Annotated in this window: 11 protein-coding genes; 10 read left to right on the top strand and 1 reads right to left on the bottom strand. The window is 63.2% G+C overall.

The genetic code is table 11. The features are described 5' to 3' along the window. Positions 1–5: 5 nt before the first annotated feature. The 9 genes from murD to lpxC all read left to right on the top strand — a co-directional run bounded on the left by murD (position 6) and on the right by lpxC (position 10,454). Complete coding sequence (gene murD / locus F6X62_RS08165; RefSeq protein ID WP_153773187.1) at positions 6–1,352, top strand: UDP-N-acetylmuramoyl-L-alanine--D-glutamate ligase; 1,347 nt, start codon at positions 6–8, stop codon at positions 1,350–1,352. Further along, positions 1,349–2,563: a putative lipid II flippase FtsW gene (ftsW, locus tag F6X62_RS08160; RefSeq protein WP_054894007.1), complete on the top strand. Its 1,215-nt coding sequence runs from the start codon at positions 1,349–1,351 to the stop codon at positions 2,561–2,563. The genes murD and ftsW overlap by 4 nt, the downstream gene beginning before the upstream one ends. After that, entirely contained in the window at positions 2,553–3,632 is a 1,080-nt protein-coding gene (murG, locus tag F6X62_RS08155; protein WP_112899083.1) for an undecaprenyldiphospho-muramoylpentapeptide beta-N-acetylglucosaminyltransferase, read from the top strand. The genes ftsW and murG overlap by 11 nt, the downstream gene beginning before the upstream one ends. Further along, complete coding sequence (gene murC, locus F6X62_RS08150; RefSeq protein ID WP_054894009.1) at positions 3,625–5,079, top strand: UDP-N-acetylmuramate--L-alanine ligase; 1,455 nt, start codon at positions 3,625–3,627, stop codon at positions 5,077–5,079. Before murG ends, murC begins: the two co-directional genes overlap by 8 nt. Further along, positions 5,076–6,032, top strand: a complete 957-nt coding sequence (locus F6X62_RS08145) for a D-alanine--D-alanine ligase (RefSeq protein WP_153773186.1) — start codon at positions 5,076–5,078, stop codon at positions 6,030–6,032. Before murC ends, F6X62_RS08145 begins: the two co-directional genes overlap by 4 nt. A 5-nt stretch (positions 6,033–6,037) precedes the next feature. Beyond that, entirely contained in the window at positions 6,038–6,907 is an 870-nt protein-coding gene (locus F6X62_RS08140) for a cell division protein FtsQ/DivIB (protein ID WP_054894011.1), read from the top strand. A gap of 14 nt (positions 6,908–6,921) precedes the next feature. Then, positions 6,922–8,178 (top strand): cell division protein FtsA, encoded by a 1,257-nt coding sequence (gene ftsA / locus F6X62_RS08135; protein WP_054894012.1) that lies wholly within the window; start codon positions 6,922–6,924, stop codon positions 8,176–8,178. Positions 8,179–8,233: 55 nt separating this feature from the next. Next, positions 8,234–9,430, top strand: a complete 1,197-nt coding sequence (gene ftsZ / locus F6X62_RS08130) for a cell division protein FtsZ (RefSeq protein ID WP_054894013.1) — start codon at positions 8,234–8,236, stop codon at positions 9,428–9,430. A 112-nt stretch (positions 9,431–9,542) separates the two neighbouring features. Beyond that, positions 9,543–10,454 (top strand): UDP-3-O-acyl-N-acetylglucosamine deacetylase, encoded by a 912-nt coding sequence (gene lpxC / locus F6X62_RS08125; protein ID WP_054894014.1) that lies wholly within the window; start codon positions 9,543–9,545, stop codon positions 10,452–10,454. A 106-nt stretch (positions 10,455–10,560) separates the two neighbouring features. Here lpxC and F6X62_RS08120 read toward each other — a convergent pair whose 3' ends face one another. Next, complete coding sequence (locus tag F6X62_RS08120) at positions 10,561–11,016, bottom strand: DUF721 domain-containing protein (RefSeq protein WP_153773185.1); 456 nt, start codon at positions 11,014–11,016, stop codon at positions 10,561–10,563. A 350-nt stretch (positions 11,017–11,366) separates the two neighbouring features. Between F6X62_RS08120 and secA the strand changes: the two genes are divergently transcribed. Beyond that, complete coding sequence (gene secA / locus F6X62_RS08115) at positions 11,367–14,102, top strand: preprotein translocase subunit SecA (RefSeq protein WP_054894016.1); 2,736 nt, start codon at positions 11,367–11,369, stop codon at positions 14,100–14,102. Positions 14,103–14,243: the final 141 nt, after the last annotated feature.

Below are 14,243 nucleotides of genomic sequence, written 5' to 3'. Positions count from 1 at the left end.
CGAGCGTGTCACTGATCGCTTCCGACCAATTCCGCATCGTTGTCGGCCTCGGCAAGAGCGGCATGTCCCTGGTTCGCTTCCTGGCGAACCGGGGTATTGCCTTTGCGGTCGCCGATACCCGCGAGCAACCGCCGGAACTGGACACCCTGCGCCGTGAATACCCGCAGGTGGAAGTGCGCTGTGGTGAACTGGATGTGGACTTCCTGTGCCGCGCCAACGAGCTCTACGTAAGCCCAGGCCTGGCACTGGCTACCCCGGCGTTGCAGCAGGCTGCCGCGCGCGGCGTGAAACTCTCCGGTGACATCGAGCTGTTCGCACGCCATGCCAAGGCGCCAATCGTTGCCATCAGCGGCTCCAACGCCAAGAGCACGGTGACCACCCTGGTCGGTGAGATGGCTGCCAAGGCCGGCAAGCGTGTCGCTGTCGGCGGCAACCTCGGCACCCCGGCGCTTGACCTGCTCGACGATTCGGTCGAGTTGTACGTCATGGAGCTGTCGAGCTTCCAGCTCGAGACTACCGATCAGCTCAACGCCGAAGTGGCCACCGTGCTGAACATCAGCGAAGACCACATGGATCGCTACAATGGCCTGCCGGCTTATCACCTGGCCAAGCACCGCATCTTCCGCGGTGCGCGCCAGGTGGTAGTCAACCGTCAGGACGCCCTCAGCCGGCCCCTGCCCGTCGAAGGTCGTCCATGCTGGACATTCGGCCTCAACGCCCCGGACTTCAAGGCTTTTGGCCTGCGTGAAGTGGAGGGCGAGAAGTATCTGACCTTCGAGTTCCAGACCCTGATGCCGGTGCGTGAGCTGAAGATCCGCGGTGCCCATAACCAGAGCAATGCCCTGGCAGCCCTGGCTCTGGGCCATGCCGCCGGTCTGCCGTTCGAGCCGATGCTCGAGGCTCTGCGCGAGTTCAAGGGGCTTGTCCATCGCTGCCAGTGGATCCGCGAGCGCAATGGCGTGAACTGGTACGACGACTCCAAGGCTACCAACGTCGGTGCTGCCCTGGCGGCCATCGAAGGACTGGGTGCCGACATCGAAGGCAAGCTGGTGCTGATCGCCGGTGGCGACGGCAAGGGCGCTGATTTCGCCGCCTTGCGTCAGCCGGTCGCCGCCTATTGCCGCGCCGTGGTGTTGCTGGGGCGTGACGCCGAGCGCCTGGCCGAGACGTTCGGCGACAGCGTGCCGCTGGTCCGGGTCAAGACCCTGGACGAAGCCGTGCAGCGCTGCGCCGAGCTCGCCCAGCCAGGTGACGCGGTGCTGCTGTCGCCGGCCTGCGCCAGCCTCGACATGTTCAAGAACTTCGAAGAACGCGGGCGCTTGTTCGCCCAGGCAGCGGAGGGGCTGGCATGATCTTCGGCATCATCAAGCCGTATCCGTCGCCGCTGATCAGCGGTCGTGGCATCGACATCGACTTCGCCTTCCTTGCTGGCTGCCTGGCCTTGCTGGGGTTGGGCCTGGTAATGATCACCTCGGCGTCCTCGGAAGTGGCCGCCGTGCAGTCCGGCAATCCGCTCTATCACATGATCCGCCACCTGGTGTATGTCGCGATCGGCCTTGTTGCCTGCGGTGTGACCATGATGGTGCCGATCGCCACCTGGCAGCGCATGGGCTTCATGATGCTGATCGGCGCCTTCGGCCTGCTGGTGCTGGTACTGGTGCCGGGGATCGGTCGGGAAGTGAACGGTTCGATGCGCTGGATCGGCTTCAGCTTCTTCAACGTCCAGCCTTCGGAGATCGCCAAGGTCTTCGTGGTCATCTATCTGGCGGGTTACCTGGTACGCCGCCAGACCGAGGTGCGCGAGAGCTGGATGGGCTTCTTCAAACCGTTCATCGTCCTGCTGCCCATGGCCGGCCTGCTGCTGATGGAGCCGGACTTCGGCGCCACCGTGGTGATGATGGGCGCTGCGGCGGCCATGCTGTTCCTGGGAGGGGTGGGGCTGTTCCGCTTCTCGCTGATGGTGGTGCTGGCGGTGGTCGCGGTGTTCATCCTGGTCCAGGCGCAACCCTACCGGATGGCGCGTCTGATCACCTTCACCGACCCCTGGTCCGATCAGTTCGGTTCGGGCTACCAGCTGACCCAGGCACTGATCGCCTTCGGTCGTGGCGAGTGGCTGGGCGTCGGCCTGGGCAACAGCGTACAGAAACAGTTCTACCTGCCTGAGGCGCACACCGACTTCGTGTTCTCGGTGCTGGCCGAAGAGCTTGGTGTAGTCGGCTCGCTGTGCACCGTCGCGCTGTTCGTGTTCGTCACCATCCGCGCCTTGTACATCGGCCTGTGGGCCGAGAAGGCCAAGCAGTTCTTCGCCGCCTACATGGCCTTCGGCCTGGCCTTCCTGTGGATCGGCCAGTTCCTGATCAACATTGGTGTGAACGTTGGCCTGCTGCCGACCAAGGGGCTGACGCTGCCATTCCTCAGCTACGGGGGCAGCTCGCTGGTGATCTGCTGCGCCTGCGTGGGGCTGTTGCTGCGTATCGAGTGGGAGAGTCGAACGCACCTGGGCAGCGAGGAGCACGAGTTCAAGGAGAGCGATTTTGCCGAGGAGACCAGTCATGGCCGCTGATGGCAAGAACGTACTGATCATGGCCGGTGGCACCGGGGGGCATGTGTTCCCGGCCCTGGCCTGCGCCCGCGAATTCCAGGCGCGCGGCTACAGCGTGCACTGGCTCGGTACGCCACGGGGTATCGAGAACGAACTGGTGCCCCAGGCTGGCTTGCCGCTGCACCTGATCCAGGTCAGCGGGCTGCGTGGCAAGGGCAAGCTGTCGCTGCTCAAGGCGCCGTTCACCCTGGTCAAGGCCGTGCTGCAGGCGCGGCGCATCATTCGTGAGCTCAAGCCGGTGTGCGTGTTGGGCTTTGGCGGCTATGTCACAGGCCCAGGCGGTGTTGCCGCGCGGCTGTGCGGTGTGCCGCTGGTGATTCACGAACAGAACGCCCGTGCAGGTACCGCCAATCGCCTGCTGGTGCCACTGGCTGCGCGAGTCTGCGAAGCTTTCCCCGACACTTTCGCTGCCAGCGAGAAGCGTCGGACCACCGGTAACCCGGTGCGCCCCGAACTGTTCCTGGAAACGCCTCGTGCGGCCCTTGCCGAGCGTCGTGCGCGTCTTCTGGTGCTCGGTGGCAGCCTCGGTGCGGAACCATTGAACAAATTGCTGCCTAAGGCCCTGTCCGAAGTGACTGCAGACCTGCGGCCAGAGGTGTTCCACCAGGCTGGCAAGCAACATGCGTCGATCACCGCCGAGCGTTATCGCGAGGCCGGTATCGAGGCTCAGGTAGAGCCTTTCATCAAAGACATGGCCCACGCTTATGGCTGGGCCGACATGGTGGTGTGCCGGGCCGGCGCCCTGACCGTCAGCGAACTCGCGGCGGCAGGCCTGCCCTCGATGCTGGTGCCCTTGCCCCACGCGATCGACGATCACCAGACTCACAACGCCCAATATCTGGCTCGCGAAGGTGCCGCCTTCCTGATGCCACAAGCGACAACTGGCGCAGCGCAGCTCGCTGAACGCCTGAACGAGGTGCTGATGCAACCCGAGAAACTCAACACAATGGCCGGCACTGCGCGCCGCCTGGCCAAGCCTGCTGCAACCAGCACCGTGGTCGATATCTGCCTGGAGGTGGCCCATGGTTGAAAGCCAGAAAGCCATGCCGCAGCCCAAGATGGGCCGCATTCGCCGCATTCACTTCGTCGGTATCGGCGGCGTGGGCATGTGCGGTATCGCCGAAGTGCTGCTGAACCTGGGATACGAAGTGTCCGGTTCCGACCTCAAGGCCTCGCCGGTCACCCAGCGCCTGGAGTCGTTCGGCGCCGAAATTTTCGTGGGCCACCGTGCCGAGAACGCTGCCACCGCCGATGTACTGGTGGTCTCCAGCGCAATCAATCCGGCCAACCCTGAAGTTGCCACCGCGCTCGAACGCCGTATTCCGGTGGTGCCGCGTGCCGAGATGCTGGCCGAGCTGATGCGCTACCGCCACGGCATCGCTGTCGCCGGTACCCACGGCAAGACCACTACCACCAGCCTGCTGGCCTCGGTGTTCGCTGCCGGTGGCCTGGATCCGACCTTCGTCATCGGTGGCCGTCTGACTGCGGCTGGCACCAACGCCCAGCTCGGCACCAGCCGCTACCTGATCGCCGAAGCCGATGAAAGCGATGCGAGCTTCCTGCACCTGCAGCCGATGGTCGCTGTCGTCACCAACATCGACGCCGACCACATGGCGACCTACGAGGGTGACTTCAACAAACTGAAGAAGACCTTCGTCGAGTTCCTGCACAACCTGCCGTTCTACGGTCTGGCCGTGATGTGTTTGGACGATCCGGTCGTGCGCGAGATTCTGCCTCAGGTCAAACGTCCGACCGTCACCTACGGCTTCAGCGAAGAAGCCGACATCCGGGCCATCAATGTGCGCCAGCAGGGCATGCAGACGCATTTCACCGTACTGCGTCGCGACTGCGAGCCGCTGGAGGTGTCGGTGAACATGCCGGGCAACCACAATGTGCTCAACGCCCTGGCCACCATCGCCATTGCCACCGACGAGGGCATCAGTGACGACGCCATCATCCAGGGTCTGTCGGGCTTCCAGGGTGTGGGGCGACGCTTCCAGGTGTACGGCGAGCTGCCAGTCGAGGGCGGTAGCGTGATGCTGGTCGACGACTATGGCCATCACCCCACCGAAGTGGCGGCGGTGATCAAGGCCGTGCGCGGCGGTTGGCCGAGCCGGCGCCTGGTGATCGTTTACCAGCCGCACCGCTACAGCCGCACCCGCGATCTTTACGACGACTTCGTGCAGGTGCTGGGTGATGCCAACGTGCTGCTGCTGATGGAAGTCTATCCGGCCGGCGAGGAGCCGATCCCCGGCGCCGACAGCCGCCAGCTGTGCCACAGCATCCGCCAGCGCGGCAAGCTGGACCCGATCTACATCGAACGTGGTGCCGAGCTCGCGCCACTGGTCAAGCCACTGCTGCGCGCTGGCGACATCCTGATCTGCCAGGGTGCCGGCGATGTGGGTGGCCTGGCCCCGCAACTGATGAAAAGCCCGCTGTTCGCTGGCGCTGTCGCCAAGCAGGAGAAACCGCTGTGAGTACCGCCTACGACAAACTGCACTCCACGCTCGACGTCAAGGCCTTCGGCCGCGTCGCCGTGCTGTATGGCGGCAAGAGCGCCGAGCGCGAGGTTTCGCTCAAGTCGGGCGCCGCGGTGATCGAGGCGCTGACCTCGGCCGGCGTGGATGTGGTTGCCATCGATGTGGGTGACGATCTGCTCGCCCGCTTGCAAAGCGAGAAGATCGACCGCGCTTTCATCATTCTTCACGGCCGTGGTGGTGAAGACGGCAGCATGCAAGGCCTGCTCGAGTGCCTGGGCATTCCCTACACCGGCAGCGGCATCCTCGCCTCGGCGCTGGCCATGGACAAACTGCGCACCAAGCAGGTGTGGCAGAGCCTGGGCATTCCGACCCCGCGTCACGCCGTGCTGGCCAGCGAAAGCGACTGTGTCGAGGCCGGCAAGGAACTGGGCTTCCCGCTGATCGTCAAACCGGCCCATGAAGGTTCCAGCATCGGCATGGCCAAGGTGAACAGCGTCGAAGAGCTGGTTGCCGCCTGGAAGGACGCTGCCAAGTACGACTCCCAGGTACTGGTCGAGCAGTGGATCCACGGTCCGGAGTTCACCATTGCGGTGCTGCGCGGGCAGGTGCTGCCACCGATCGCACTGGGTACGCCGCACGTGTTCTACGACTACGACGCCAAGTACATCGCCAACGACACCCAGTACCGCATTCCATGCGGCCTGGACGCTGGCAAGGAACAGGAACTGATGGACCTGACTGCCCGCGCTTGCGATGCCATCGGCATCGAGGGCTGGGGCCGTCTGGATGTAATGCAGGACGAGCAGGGCCGGTTCTGGCTGCTCGAAGTCAACACCGCACCCGGCATGACCGATCATAGCCTGGTGCCCATGGCGGCCCGCGCGGCCGGTCTGGACCTCCAGCAGCTGGTGCTGGCGATCCTGGCCGAAAGCGTAGCGACGCGAGGTTAAGAGCCATGCAAGGCGCAATGATACGTCAGCAGCAACCCGTCACCGGCCGCAGCAAGCCGGTGCCGCGCGGTGCCAGCCGACTGGTGGCCGACGAGCCCGTATCGGCGCGCCTGCCACGGCCCAGCTTCGGTGGGCTGAAACGCCTGCTGTGGCCGGTGCTGCTGGTCGCTGCCGGCTTCGGCGCCTACGAAGGCGCGATCCGGTTGATGCCTTACGCCGACCGCCCGATCACCAAGATCGCCGTGCAAGGCGACCTGAGCTACATCAGCCAGCAGGCGGTGCAGCAGCGTATCGCGCCTTATGTCGCGGCGAGCTTCTTCAGTGTCGATCTGCCGGCGATGCGTACGGAACTCGAGCAGATGCCATGGATCGCCCACGCCGAAGTGCGTCGGGTATGGCCGGACGAGGTGGTGATCCGCCTCGAGGAACAACTGCCGGTCGCGCGCTGGGGCGATGAGGCCTTGCTCAACAACCAGGGCCAGGCGTTCACCCCGCGCGAGCTGGCCAATTATGAGCATTTGCCGCAGCTGTTCGGGCCGCAGCGCGCTCAGCAACAAGTCATGCAGCAGTATCAGGTATTGAGCCAGATGCTGCGCCCCATGGGATTCTCCATCGCTCGCCTGGAGCTGCGCGAGCGAGGCAGCTGGTTCCTGACCACCGGTGCGGGTAGCGCCGGCCCTGGCATCGAGCTGCTGTTGGGGCGCGATCATCTGGTGGAGAAGATGCGCCGGTTCATTGCCATATACGACAAGACACTCAAAGAGCAGATCACCAACATCGCCCGCATCGATCTGCGATACGCCAACGGATTAGCGGTTGGCTGGCGGGAACCGAATGCACCGACGACGGCCCAACCCGCCGTTGCGAAGAATTAGAGAGAGGCAGGACCATGGCAAACGCGCATAGCGGCAAAATGATCGTCGGGCTGGACATTGGCACCTCCAAGGTGGTGGCGCTGGTTGGCGAAGTGGCGGCGGACGGCACCCTCGAGATCGTCGGGATCGGTACGCATCCGTCCCGCGGCTTGAAGAAAGGCGTGGTGGTGAACATCGAGTCGACCGTGCAGTCGATCCAGCGCGCGGTGGAAGAAGCGCAGCTGATGGCCGGCTGCCGCATCCACTCGGCGTTCGTCGGTGTTGCCGGCAACCACATCCGCAGCCTGAACTCCCATGGCATCGTCGCCATCCGCGACCGTGAGGTCAGCGTCGCCGACCTCGAGCGCGTGCTCGATGCTGCCCAGGCCGTGGCCATCCCGGCCGACCAGCGCGTGCTGCACACCCTGCCCCAGGACTACGTGATCGACAACCAGGAAGGTGTGCGCGAGCCACTGGGCATGTCTGGCGTGCGTCTGGAAGCGAAAGTCCATGTGGTCACCTGCGCGGTCAACGCCGCCCAGAACATCGAGAAGTGCGTACGCCGCTGCGGCCTCGAGATTGACGACATCATTCTCGAACAACTGGCCTCGGCTTATTCGGTGCTGACCGATGACGAGAAAGAACTGGGCGTGTGCCTGGTGGACATCGGCGGCGGCACCACCGACATCGCCATCTTCACCGAAGGTGCGATCCGCCACACCGCGGTGATCCCGATTGCCGGCGACCAGGTCACCAACGACATCGCCATGGCCCTGCGTACACCTACGCAGTACGCCGAGGAAATCAAGATCCGCTACGCCTGCGCCCTGGCCAAGCTGGCCGGCGCCGGCGAGACCATCAAGGTGCCGAGCGTCGGCGATCGTCCGCCGCGCGAACTGTCGCGCCAGGCCCTGGCAGAAGTGGTCGAGCCTCGTTACGACGAGCTCTTCACACTGATCCAGGCCGAGTTGCGTCGCAGCGGCTACGAGGATCTGGTGCCGGCCGGCATCGTCCTGACCGGCGGTACATCGAAGATGGAAGGCGCCGTGGAACTGGCCGAGGAAATCTTCCACATGCCGGTACGCCTCGGCGTGCCGCACAGCGTTCGGGGGCTGAGCGACGTGGTGCGCAACCCGATCTATTCAACCGGCGTGGGACTGCTCACCTACGGCCTGCAAAAGCAGACCGAGGACCTGCCCCTGACCGGCAACAGCAGCAGCAACAGCTATGGCGATGAACCTAAGGCCCCGGTGCTTGAGCGCTTCAAGCGCTGGGTCCAAGGCAACTTCTAAGTTTCAAAGCAGTAGTGGTAGGCGCAAAAACTAGAGAACTGTAAGGAGAGGGAAAATGTTCGAGCTCGTAGACAACGTCCCGCAAAGCCCGGTCATCAAAGTGATCGGTGTCGGTGGTGGTGGTGGCAACGCCGTCAACCACATGGTCAAAAGCAGCATCGAGGGTGTGGAATTCATCTGCGCCAACACCGATGCCCAGGCGCTGAAGAACATTGGCGCACGCACCATCCTGCAACTGGGGACCGGTGTGACCAAGGGCCTGGGTGCCGGTGCCAATCCGGAAGTCGGTCGTCAGGCCGCGCTGGAAGACCGTGAGCGCATCGCCGAAGTGCTGCAAGGCACCAACATGGTGTTCATCACCACTGGCATGGGCGGCGGTACCGGTACCGGTGCTGCGCCGATCATCGCCGAAGTGGCGAAGGAAATGGGCATCCTCACCGTTGCGGTGGTGACCCGTCCGTTCCCGTTCGAGGGTCGCAAGCGCATGCAGATCGCCGATGAAGGCATCCGCATGCTGGCTGAAAGCGTTGACTCGCTGATCACCATCCCCAACGAGAAGCTGCTGACCATCCTGGGCAAGGATGCAAGCCTGCTGTCTGCCTTCGCCAAGGCCGACGACGTGCTGGCTGGCGCCGTGCGCGGCATCTCCGACATCATCAAGCGTCCGGGCATGATCAACGTCGACTTCGCCGACGTGCGCACCGTGATGGGCGAGATGGGCATGGCCATGATGGGCACCGGCTGCGCCAGCGGTCCTAACCGTGCTCGTGAGGCCACCGAGGCGGCGATTCGCAACCCGCTGCTCGAGGACGTCAACCTGCAGGGTGCCCGCGGTATCCTGGTGAACATCACCGCAGGTCCTGACCTGTCGCTGGGTGAGTACTCCGACGTGGGGAGCATCATCGAGGCCTTCGCCTCCGACCACGCGATGGTCAAGGTCGGCACCGTGATCGATCCTGACATGCGCGACGAGCTGCACGTCACCGTGGTCGCTACTGGCCTGGGTGCGCGCATCGAGAAGCCGGTCAAGGTCGTCGACAACACGCTGCAGACCGCACAGCAGGTGTACGAGTCCTCCAACCCGGCTCCGGTTCGCCAGGAGCAGTCGGCGGTGAACTACCGTGACCTGGAGCGTCCGACCGTGATGCGCAACCAGGCACACGCAGGCGCTGCGGCTGCGGCTAAACTCAACCCACAGGACGATCTGGACTATCTTGACATCCCGGCCTTCCTGCGTCGCCAGGCCGATTGATGGAATTTATCAGGGGTATAAGGGTGATTGGTGTTCAGCAAAGGCCGGGTCTGCTATCATTCTCAGCCTTTGTTGATACCAATTCGCAATTAGCGCTAAAGCGGCCAATGCCATGATTAGACAACGCACCCTGAAGAATACCATTCGTGCCACAGGTGTCGGCCTGCATTCCGGAGAGAAGGTCTACCTGACTCTCAAGCCAGCACCCGTGGATACCGGCATCGTTTTCCGCCGCGCTGACCTCGACCCTGTGGTCGAAATCCCGGCGCGTGCGGCCAACGTCGGCGAGACAACCATGTCGACGACGCTGGTCAACGGTGACGTCAAGGTCGATACGGTCGAGCACCTGCTCTCCGCCATGGCGGGCCTGGGCATCGATAACGCCTACGTCGAGCTCTCCGCCTCGGAAGTGCCGATCATGGATGGCAGCGCCGGTCCCTTTGTATTCCTGATTCAGTCCGCCGGCCTGGAAGAACAGGACGCCGCTAAAAAGTTCATCCGTATCCTGCGCGAAGTCAGCGTGGAGGAGGGCGACAAGCGCGCCACCTTCCTGCCTTTCGACGGGTTCAAGGTGAGCTTCGAGATTGACTTCGATCACCCGGTCCTCAAGGGCCAGACCCAGAGTGCAGTGGTTGATTTCTCCAGCACGTCGTTCGTGAAGGAAGTCAGCCGAGCACGCACCTTCGGTTTCATGCGTGACATCGAGTACCTGCGCAAGCACAACCTTGCGTTGGGTGGCAGTGTCGAGAACGCCATCGTGGTCGACGAGACCGGTGTGCTCAACGAAGACGGACTTCGCTCCGATGACGAATTCGTCAAGCACAAGATCCTCGACGCCATTGGCGACCTCTATCTGCTGGGCAACAGCCTGATCGGCGAGTTCAAGGGCTACAAGTCCGGACACGCGCTGAACAACCAGTTGCTGCGCAAGCTGATCGCAGAAACGGACGCCTGGGAAGTGGTGACTTTCGAAGATGCCAGTACGGCACCGATCTCCTACATGCGCCCTGTTGCGGCCGTGTAAGTTCGAACACTCTCTAGTTCATTGAGGCCACCTTCGGGTGGCCTTTTTTATTGGCGCGCCCATGGCCGAGCGGTGTTTGACGCCTTCGCAGATAACGCCTGGAACTTCAGGTCTTGTCGCGGGCGTGTGCTGCAAGCCGTTCCAGCGCGGCCCGCAGTTTTTCGTCATCAATGCCTTGCGCCGTCTCGCGCAGGCTTTGTGCCGCTTGTTGCGATAACTCGGTGGTGTGTGTCGGGCGCGCGGGTGCGCCAACTGGTGGTTGCACCTGGAACTTGATGCGCTGCAGGTTGGCGAAGGCTTCCATGGCTCGCAGCGTTGTCAGCAGGCGCTTCTGCTGGTAGCGCAGACGAGTTGCCCAATGGCCGTCCGTCACCACCAGGAGCAGACAGCCATCGCGCCAGGAGGCCACATGACAGTGTGCCCTGGCAGCGGGCTGCAACTGGCTTTCCAGCAAACGCTGCAGGTGCTCGAGGCGCTCGGCCTGGTTGAGCAGCAGGCGCAGCGGCCTGGCCTGGCGCAGCAAGGCGGCGGGTGGCTGGGCAGAAGGGGGTTTGTAGGCCATCGGAGTACGCATGAGGTTACAAGATTGGCAGTCTAACAGATGCCGCCAGGGCCGTTGCCTGTGCCGGACGCTTTGCCGGCAGCACCGATCCTGGGGGCGGTGCAGAGGGTGCAGGCGCAGGCCCGCCCGCGAGGACGCCAAACACGTTTCATCTCTGGCCGCCTTGAACTTGAGGAAAATGTCCCTATGTTAGAGAGGCCCCGTTTAAAGCGCTGTGCCAGCATCGTGGAAATCCACCACTTTCCTCACCAACGTTTCCGGGTAGAATGCTCGTTCGCATGCGGCCCAAGGGCTGCACGGGCGACTCACGGGGCCGCCCTCCATCCCTAAGTGTGGAAGATCCTGCCGATATGTTTGCGCCTTTGTTAAAAAAACTTTTTGGAAGCAAGAACGAGCGTGAAATCAAGCGCATGCTCAAGACGGTCAGCACCGTCAATGCCTTCGAAGAGAAGATGGTGGCCCTTTCCGACGAGCAACTGCGTGGCAAGACCGCAGAGTTCAAAGAGCGCCTGGCCAAAGGCGAAACCCTCGACCAGTTGTTGCCCGAAGCCTTCGCTGTGGCCCGTGAGGCCGGCAAGCGTGTCATGGGCATGCGCCACTTCGATGTCCAGCTGATCGGTGGCATGACCCTGCATGAGGGCATGATCGCAGAAATGCGTACCGGTGAAGGCAAGACCTTGGTCGGTACCCTGGCGGTCTACCTGAATGCGCTGTCCGGCAAGGGCGTGCATGTGGTCACGGTCAACGACTACCTGGCTCGCCGTGACGCCAACTGGATGCGTCCGCTGTATGAATTCCTCGGCCTCAAGGTGGGCATCGTCTCGGCCTTCCAGCCGCCGGAAGAAAAGCGCGCCGCCTATGCTGCCGACATCACCTACGGCACCAACAACGAATTCGGTTTCGACTACCTGCGCGACAACATGGCGTTCAGCCAGGACGAGAAGTTCCAGCGTGAGCTGAACTTCGCCGTGATCGACGAAGTCGACTCCATCCTCATCGACGAAGCGCGTACCCCGCTGATCATCTCCGGTCAGGCCGAAGACAGCTCCAAGCTGTACATCGAGATCAACCGCCTGATCCCGCGCCTGAAGCAGCACATCGAAGAAGTCGAAGGCCAGGTGACTCAAGAGGGTCACTTCACCATCGACGAGAAGAGCCGCCAGGTCGAGCTCAACGAGGCCGGTCACCAGTTCATCGAGGAGATGCTCACCCAGTCCGGCCTGCTGGCCGAAGGCGAGAGCCTCTACTCGGCCCACAACCTGGGCCTGCTCACCCATGTCTACGCGGGGTTGCGTGCGCACAAGCTGTTCCACCGCAACGTCGAGTACATCGTCCAGGACGGCCAGATCCTGCTGATCGACGAGCATACCGGCCGTACCATGCCGGGCCGTCGCCTGTCCGAAGGCCTGCACCAGGCCATCGAGGCGAAGGAAAACCTGAACATCCAGGCCGAGAGCCAGACCCTGGCTTCGACCACCTTCCAGAACTACTTCCGTCTCTACACCAAGCTGTCCGGCATGACCGGTACTGCCGACACCGAAGCGTTCGAGTTCGCCCAGATCTACAACCTCAACGTGATGGTCATTCCGCCGAACAAGCCGCTGGCACGGAAGGACTTCAACGACCTGGTCTACCTCACCGCCGACGAGAAGTACGCGGCGATCATCGCCGACATCAAGGAAAGTATGGCCAAGGGCCGTCCTGTTCTGGTGGGTACCGCGACCATCGAGACCTCCGAGCACATGTCCAACCTTCTGCAGAAGGAAGGCATCGACCACAAGGTCCTGAACGCCAAGTACCACGAGAAGGAAGCCGAGATCATCGCCCAGGCCGGTGCGCCGGGCGCCCTGACCATCGCCACCAACATGGCCGGTCGTGGTACCGACATCCTGCTGGGCGGTAACTGGGAAGCCGAAGTCGCTGCCCTGGAGAATCCGACCAGCGAGCAGATCGCGCAGATCAAGGCCGACTGGCAGAAGCGCCACCAGCAGGTGCTGGAAGCCGGTGGCCTGCACGTGATCGCCTCCGAGCGTCACGAGTCGCGTCGTATCGACAACCAGCTGCGTGGCCGTGCCGGCCGTCAGGGCGATGCCGGTTCGAGCCGCTTCTACCTGTCGCTGGAAGACAGCCTGATGCGTATCTTCGCCTCCGACCGGGTGAAGAACTTCATGAAGGCGCTGGGCATGCAATCCGGCGAAGCCATCGAGCACCGCATGGTCACCAACGCCATCGAAAAAGCGCAGCGCAAGGTCGAAGGTCGCAACTTCGACATCCGCAAGCAGCTGCTCGAATACGACGACGTGGCCAACGAGCAGCGCAAGGTGATCTACCACATGCGCAACAGCCTGCTGGCTGCCGAGAACATCGGCGACACCATCGCCGAGTTCCGCAAGGAAGTGCTCGACGCCACCATCAGCCAGCACATTCCGCCGCAGTCGCTGCCCGAGCAGTGGGACGTGGCGGGCCTTGAGGCCGCGCTGTCCAGCGACTTCGCCATGAAGCTGCCGATCCAGCAGTGGCTCGACGAGGACGATCACCTCTACGAGGAGACCCTGCGCGAGAAGCTGCTGAACGAGATCACCACCGCCTACACCGAGAAGGAAGACCAGGCCGGCATCGACGCCCTGCGCACCTTCGAGAAGCAGATTCTGCTGCGCGTGGTGGACGACCTGTGGAAAGACCACCTGTCGACCATGGATCACCTGCGTCACGGTATCCACCTGCGCGGCTACGCCCAGAAGAACCCGAAGCAGGAGTACAAGCGCGAGTCGTTCACCCTGTTCCAGGAGCTGCTCGAGTCGATCAAGCGCGACACCATCCGTGTGCTCTCGCACGTCCAGGTTCGCCGCGAAGACCCTGCCGAAGAAGAAGCCCGCCTGCGCCGCGAGGCCGAGGCACTGGCCAGCCGCATGCAGTTCCAGCACGCCGCAGCCCCAGGTCTGGAAAGCGAGCAACTGAGCGAGGAGGGCGCCGAAGTGGCTGTAGCCTCTGCGCCCGTTCGCAACGAACAGAAGCTGGGCCGCAACGAGCCGTGCTGGTGTGGTTCGGGCAAGAAGTTCAAGCATTGCCATGGTCAGATCGAGTGATTCGATCCGTCACCTGACATCTAGGGCCGCTTGGCGGCCCATCGCGGCACAAGGCCGCTCCCACAGGCATCGCACAGAACCTGTAGGAGCGGCCTTGTGCCGCGATGGGGCGCAAAGCGGCCCTGCTTTTCGCAACTCATT

Origin of the sequence: Pseudomonas sp. MNR3A (assembly GCF_009650575.1) — a bacterium.
GTDB classification, from domain to species: Bacteria; Pseudomonadota; Gammaproteobacteria; order Pseudomonadales; family Pseudomonadaceae; genus Aquipseudomonas; species Aquipseudomonas machongensis.
Note: the sequence above shows the minus strand (reverse complement) of the source record. Positions and strands in the feature narration are given on the sequence as shown.

Bases quoted from the DNA above. Each gene is read 5' to 3' on its own strand.
- F6X62_RS08140 (WP_054894011.1), top strand. From the start codon at position 6,038: ATGCAAGGCGCAATGATACGTCAGCAGCAACCCGTCACCGGCCGCAGC.
- murC (WP_054894009.1), top strand. From the start codon at position 3,625: ATGGTTGAAAGCCAGAAAGCCATGCCGCAGCCCAAGATGGGCCGCATT.
- F6X62_RS08120 (WP_153773185.1), bottom strand. From the start codon at position 11,016: ATGGCCTACAAACCCCCTTCTGCCCAGCCACCCGCCGCCTTGCTGCGC.
- ftsA (WP_054894012.1), top strand. From the start codon at position 6,922: ATGGCAAACGCGCATAGCGGCAAAATGATCGTCGGGCTGGACATTGGC.
- lpxC (WP_054894014.1), top strand. From the start codon at position 9,543: ATGATTAGACAACGCACCCTGAAGAATACCATTCGTGCCACAGGTGTC.
- murG (WP_112899083.1), top strand. From the start codon at position 2,553: ATGGCCGCTGATGGCAAGAACGTACTGATCATGGCCGGTGGCACCGGG.
- ftsW (WP_054894007.1), top strand. From the start codon at position 1,349: ATGATCTTCGGCATCATCAAGCCGTATCCGTCGCCGCTGATCAGCGGT.
- ftsZ (WP_054894013.1), top strand. From the start codon at position 8,234: ATGTTCGAGCTCGTAGACAACGTCCCGCAAAGCCCGGTCATCAAAGTG.
- secA (WP_054894016.1), top strand. From the start codon at position 11,367: ATGTTTGCGCCTTTGTTAAAAAAACTTTTTGGAAGCAAGAACGAGCGT.